The organism is Paracoccus sp. (in: a-proteobacteria) (assembly GCF_047973135.1).
Classification (GTDB): Bacteria; Pseudomonadota; Alphaproteobacteria; order Rhodobacterales; family Rhodobacteraceae; genus Paracoccus.
Genome location: NZ_JBKEBL010000206.1, coordinates 1 through 5,932 on the forward strand (window position 1 = coordinate 1; position 5,932 = coordinate 5,932).

A 5,932-nucleotide genomic window follows, 5' to 3' on the forward strand; every position below is an offset into this window, starting at 1 on the left:
GCCATATCATCGCGCGTTGCGAGGATGCGCGCGTGCCCTTGTCCTTTTGCGGCGAGGATGCGGGTCGCCCGGTCGAGGCGCTGACCCTTGCGGCATTGGGCATCAGGCGGCTGTCGATGCGCCCGGCCTCGATCGGCCCGGTGAAACACCTGATCCGCCGCGTCTCGATAGAAGAGTTGCGGCGGGTCATCGACGAGGCACGGGCGGCGGGCAAGCCGAATTTGCGCGCAACCGTGACCGAATGGCTAGCGCAGCAATAGCAAAAGCGCGGAAAAGTGACACTGATCAGACTTGTTTTTCGCGGCTTTTCGCCGCTAATCAACGCGATGCATGGCGCAAGGTTGCGTGGTTTCGCGGTCGCACTATGATAATCCGATCCTGGGACAAATCGAACATGAAGCGTCGTCAATTTCTCAATGTTGCCAGCGCACTGGCTGTTGGTGGCCCACTTGCCGCAACGGTGGTGAACGCCGAGGAAACGGCAAGCGCAGAGGCCGCGCCAGCCTCCGCTTTCGGGTTCGAGGATGTGGCCGCCGTCGCCGACGAACGGTCGCAAAGCGTCTATACCCAGCCTGTCGCCAAGCAGGTCGGCAGTTTCGCCAATCTGAACTATGACCAGTATCGCGGCATCCGCTTTCGGCGCGACATGGACCCGCTGACGCATCGTGACCGTTTCGGTGTCGATCTGCTGCCACCCGGCGCGATCTTTTATGAACCGGTGAATATCAGCATCATCCGCGAAGGCGTGCCCGCCCTGCTGGAATTCGACCCGCATCTGCTGGAATTCGACCCGTCGCAATTCCCCGACGGTGCCGATCTGGACACGAAGGGCGAAATGGGCTGGTCCGGGTTCCGCATGCGCACGGTGCTGAACAAGCCCGGCGTCATGGACGAATTTCTGGTCTTTCAGGGGGCCAGCTATTTCCGGGCCGTGGCGCGTGGCACGCTTTACGGCCTGTCCGCGCGCGGGCTGGCCATCAAGACCGGCAGCCCCGATGGCGAGGAATTTCCGCTGTTCACCGATTTCTGGATCGAGGATCCGGTCGAGGACGCGCAATCGGTGCGCATCTATGCGGTGCTTGACAGCAAATCCGTCACCGCCGCCTTTCAGTTCGACGTAACTCCCGGCGCGGTCACGCTGGTGCGCACCCGCACCGCGCTGTTCCCGCGTGTCGATCTGAAGAATACCGGGCTTGCACCGCTGACCTCGATGTTCTGGTTCGGCCCGGCCAGCCGCCGCGCCGTCGATGACTATCGCCCCGCCGTACATGACAGCGACGGGTTGCAGATGCATACCGGTGCCGGTCAGGGCCTGTGGCGCAGCCTTGCCGCGCCCAAAACGCTGCAAATCTCGTCCTTCGTGGATCGCGATCCCAAGGGGTTCGGGCTGATCCAGCGCCACCGCGCCTTTACCGATTTTCAGGATGCCGAGGCGATGTACCACCTGCGCCCCTCGGTCTGGATCGAGCCCGAAGAGGATTGGGGCGAAGGCGAGGTGCGGCTGATCGAAATTCCGGTCGAGAACGAATTCAACGACAATATCGTCAGCTTCTGGGTGCCGAACGAACCCCTGCTGAAGAACAAGCGCAGCGAATTTCGCTATCGGATGAGCTTTCTTGGCCTGCCGCCCGCCGAATTGCCGCTGGCCCATGTGCGGCAGGTACGCTCGGGCAGGTCGATCAACACGCCGACGACGCGCAGCTTCATCATTGATTTCGACCTGTCCTTTTTCGGCGACGACCTGCCCGAACCGCAGGTCACGGCATCGGCGGGAAAGATCGTTCACGCCTATCTCAAGCGCCTTCCCGAACAACAGGTGCTGCGTCTGGCATTCGAATTCGAACCCGGCGACGCAGCCCTGTCCGAATTGCGGGCGGGTCTGACAGGCAAGGATGGTGTCGCCCTGAGCGAGACCTGGATGACCCGCTGGACTGTCTGACATGATGGAACTGTCGCAGCCCCCCCTTGCCCTGCCCCCGATGCCGCCCGAGGTACCGATGGCGATGCCGGTGCAGAATTTCCGTGCCCGCCCCCTTCGCGAACTGCCAAGGCGGCGCGAGGCGCTGCGCGTCTGGCTTGCCCGGCTGATCGCCCTTGGCGGCACGGCGGCAATTGCGGTGGCAGGATCGTTGCAGATGCTGGCGGCTTTCGGCGACAGTCCGACGCCGATGCAATGGCTGCTGCTGGTGCTGTTCATCCCGACCTTCGCCTGGGTGGGCTTTTCCTTTTGTTCGACCATCTCGGGTCTGCTGGCCCCGCAGCCGACGACACCTGATGGCCCGGTGACGGCGCGGGTGGCGGTGGTGATGCCGGTCTATCACGAAAACGCCGCTGTCAGTGTCGGCCTGCTGACCGCGCTTGCCCGCGATCTGGAACGGCTTGGCATGGCTGACCGGACCGAGATTTTCGTTCTGTCCGACAGCCGGGATCCCGCCATCGCCGTGAACGAAACGCTGACCGTCAGCGCCGCCCGCGCCCTGTCGCCCCTGCCGATCTGGTACCGTCGGCGCGAGGTGAATACCGACCGCAAAACCGGCAATATCGCCGATTTCCTGCGCCGTTGGGGCGGGCGCTTTGACCAGATGGTGATCCTTGACGCCGATAGCGTCATGAGCGGCGAGACGATTCAGGCCCTGTCCGCGCGGATGCAGGCAGATGACCGGCTGGCGCTGATCCAGACCATGCCGGTGCTGGTCGGCGGCGAGACGATCTTTGCCCGCCTGTCGCAATTCGCCGGTCGGGTCTATGGTCCGATGATCGCGCGTGGTGTGGCCGCCTGGTCGGGCAATACCGGCAATTACTGGGGCCACAACGCCATTATCCGCGTCTCGGCCTTTGCCGAATGCTGCGGCCTGCCCCGCCTGCCCGGCCGGGCCCCCTTTGGCGGCACCATCCTCAGCCATGATTTCGTCGAAGCGGCGGCACTGTGCCGCGCCGGCTGGAAGGTGCGGCTGGATCACGACCTGCGCGGCAGTTTCGAGGGCGGCCCGCCCACCCTTCTGGACAATGCCGCCCGCGAACGCCGTTGGGCGCAGGGCAATCTGCAACATCTGGCCCTGCTGGGCATGCGCCGGACCCGTGCCATCAGCGGCGTGCACTTCGCCATCGGTGTTCTGGGCTTTGTCATGAGTCCGATCTGGCTGGCGCTGATTTTTGTCGGCCTGGTCCTGTCGGCCACCGTGCTGCTGTCCACGCCGGAATATTTCCCCAGCTCGTATCAGCTTTTCCCGACCTGGCCGGTCTTTGACGCGCGGCGCATGCTGTGGCTGTTCATTGTCGCCATGGCGCTGCTGCTGCTGCCCAAGTTCTTTGCGATCTTCCGTGCCTGGATGCGGCCCCTTTCGCGCAATTCGGGCGGCAAGGGCCGAATCCTGTTAAGCTCGCTCTTCGAGATCGTGCTGTCGGCGCTGATCGCCCCGGTGCAGATGCTGATCCAGACCCGGCAGATCCTCGATATCCTGCTGGGCCGCGACAGTGGCTGGCAGGCGCAGGTCCGCGCCGGTTCGATTCCCGGCTGGGGCGTGGTGGCGGGCCGGCATTGGGTGCATGTCGGGGTCGGCATCGGCACGCTGATCGTGCTGTCGCATTTCTCGCCCGGTCAGTTGATCTGGCTGTCGCCGATTCTGGCGGGGCTGATCCTGTCACCGATGACCTCGCGCTATTCGGCCAGCCCGCTGTTTGGCCGTTGGGCGCGGCGGCGCGGCCTGCTGGTTACGCCCGAGGAACGCGAGACCCCGCCCATCATATCGGAAGCGCAGGCCATGACCCGCCGCCTGCCCCGCCCTGTCGAGGGCCCCGAATCGATCCTGCGGCTTGGCCGCGACCCTCAGGCCTTGGCCAGCCACATTGCGCTGCTGACGCCCCTTTCCCCCGGCCTCGCGTCCGAGCGGCTGGACCGCATCACCGCCGAGGCCAAGATCGCACATGCCGCCTCGCAGGCCGAGGCGCTGTGCTTCATGAACCGTGCCGAACAGAACGCCCTCGTCGCCGACGCAGCGCTTCTGTCACGGTGGAGCAACCTGCCCGAATGAAAAGACTGGTCGCCCTCGATATGCTGCGCGGTTATGCGCTGATCTGCATCATGGTGGACCATATGCCGCTGTCCGCGATGCGTAATTTCACCATTGCCAATTACTCGATTTTTGACGCGGCAGAGCTGTTCGTACTGTTGTCGGGCTTTCTGGTCGGCCTTGTCTGGCTGGCGGTCGAACGCAGGGATGGCCGCCGCAAGGCGCAGCGGCGCTTTATCCGCCGCTCGTTCGAGGTCTGGCGCGCGCTGGTGATCGGCGGGCTGACGATGGCACTGCTGTCTGCGGGGCTGCTGGCCATCGGATTTCAGCATACGGCGGTCTGGAATCAGTATGCCATCTGGATCACGGAACAGCCGCTGGTCTATACGGCCCAGTTGATGTCGATGTGGCTGCAACCCAACCTGCTGGATGTGCTGGCGGTCTATGTCATCCTGATCGCTTCGGCGCCGCTGCTGGTGCCGCTGCTGGTGCGCTTTCCCTTCTGGTTCGCCGCCGGGTCGGTGGTGCTGTGGTGGTTCGCAACGGTGCTGAACCCGCTGATTCCCAATCAAAGCGGTGCGGGACTGCTGTTCAACCCGTTCGGCTGGCAAATGCTGTTCTATTCCGGCGTGGCCATGGGGCTGTTCCGGCAAAGGTTCATGCCCGTCCTGCTGCGCCATCGGCATCTGCTGACCGTCCTGGCCGCCGGCATGTTCCTGTTCGGCGCAACCATCGTGATCGCCCTGAGGATCGGAGATTCGGTGCTGCCGCTGCGCGAAGCACTGAAGCAGGTCTATGGCGTGATCGACAAATGGCCGCTGGACGGAACGCGTTATCTGGCGATCATGGCGGCAAGCTGGCTGGTCGCGGTACCCTTGGCCCGCCCGATGGAGTGGCTGGCAAAGACCGTCCCCGGCGTCGCCATGCAGCAGATCGGCCGCGGCGGCCTGTGGTCCTTCATCGTCTGCGTGCTGCTGTCAGTTCTGGGTGACGCATTGCAGATGAACCCGCCCGATCAGGGCCTGCTTAGCCGCCTTGTTATCGATGTCTGGGTCATCCTTGCCCTGTGGTGCAGTGCGGCGCTGTGGCTGGCCTGGGGCGCGCCCCTGCAAAAGGGGCGCTGACATTGGTGCGGCTTGCCGTGCCGTCCACCACCACCGGCAGGCGTCAGGACAGTCCGGGCGGTCAAGAGTCTGACACACCCGGCCCCCTGCCTGCTTGATCGGGCCACAATACGGCAGTTTTCGCGCGGGCAATCACAACGGCAGGATCAGCCCCTGCTGCGATCCGGCGGGCGGACCCGGAACACCGCGCAGTACAGCGCCGGCACGAAGATCAGCGTCACCAGCGTGCCCGCGATAATGCCGCCCATCATGGCAAATGCCATCGGCCCCCAGAACACCTGCCGCGAAATCGGTATCAGCGCCAGCGAGGCCGCCGCCGCCGTCAGCAGGATCGGTCGGGCGCGGCTGTCTGATGCCTCGAACACGGCATCCCATTGCGTCCGGCCCTTGGTCAGCAGCACCTGAATCTCATTGACCAGGATGACCGAATTGCGGATCAGGATCCCGATCAGCGCCAGAATCCCCAATATCGCAACAAAGCCCATCGGCACGCCAAAGGGAACCAGCACTGCAACGACGCCAATCAGGCCAAGGGGGGCGGCGGCAAAGACAATCAGCGACAGGCGAAAGCTTTGCATCTGCGCCATGACCAGAAAGGCCATGATCAGCAACATGACGGGCACCACCGCTGCAATCGGCTGCTGGCTTTCGGTCGATGTCTCGACCGAGCCTCCCAGCCCGATCGTCACCGAAGGCGGCAGCGTGGCCGCATAATCCGCCACCCTGTCCTTCAGCGCCTCGACCAGAGTGGCGGGCTGGTCCTTGCTGGCAACCGCCGCCTGCACGGTCACGGTCGGC

Annotated in this window: 5 protein-coding genes; 4 read left to right on the forward strand and 1 reads right to left on the reverse strand. The window is 64.2% G+C overall.

Annotated features, from left to right (window positions below; all coding sequences use genetic code 11):
* The 4 genes from ACK5L9_RS15975 to opgC form a co-directional block, all read left to right on the forward strand.
* Window positions 1-260 (forward strand): putative PEP-binding protein (locus tag ACK5L9_RS15975; RefSeq protein ID WP_416912457.1); only part of this gene is annotated, 260 nt, incomplete at its 5' end.
* A gap of 134 nt (window positions 261-394) precedes the next feature.
* Window positions 395-1,939 carry a glucan biosynthesis protein gene (locus tag ACK5L9_RS15980; RefSeq protein WP_416912458.1) on the forward strand — a complete coding sequence of 515 codons (1,545 nt, stop codon included), beginning with the start codon at window positions 395-397 and terminating at the stop codon, window positions 1,937-1,939.
* Between the two features lies 1 nt (window position 1,940).
* Window positions 1,941-4,031 (forward strand): glucans biosynthesis glucosyltransferase MdoH, encoded by a 2,091-nt coding sequence (gene mdoH, locus ACK5L9_RS15985; protein ID WP_416912459.1) that lies wholly within the window; start codon window positions 1,941-1,943, stop codon window positions 4,029-4,031.
* Complete coding sequence (opgC, locus tag ACK5L9_RS15990) at window positions 4,028-5,134, forward strand: OpgC domain-containing protein (protein WP_416912460.1); 1,107 nt, start codon at window positions 4,028-4,030, stop codon at window positions 5,132-5,134. Before mdoH ends, opgC begins: the two co-directional genes overlap by 4 nt.
* Before the next feature lie 146 nt (window positions 5,135-5,280).
* Here opgC and ACK5L9_RS15995 read toward each other — a convergent pair.
* Window positions 5,281-5,932: efflux RND transporter permease subunit (locus tag ACK5L9_RS15995; RefSeq protein WP_416912461.1), on the reverse strand; the 652-nt coding region annotated here is incomplete at its 5' end.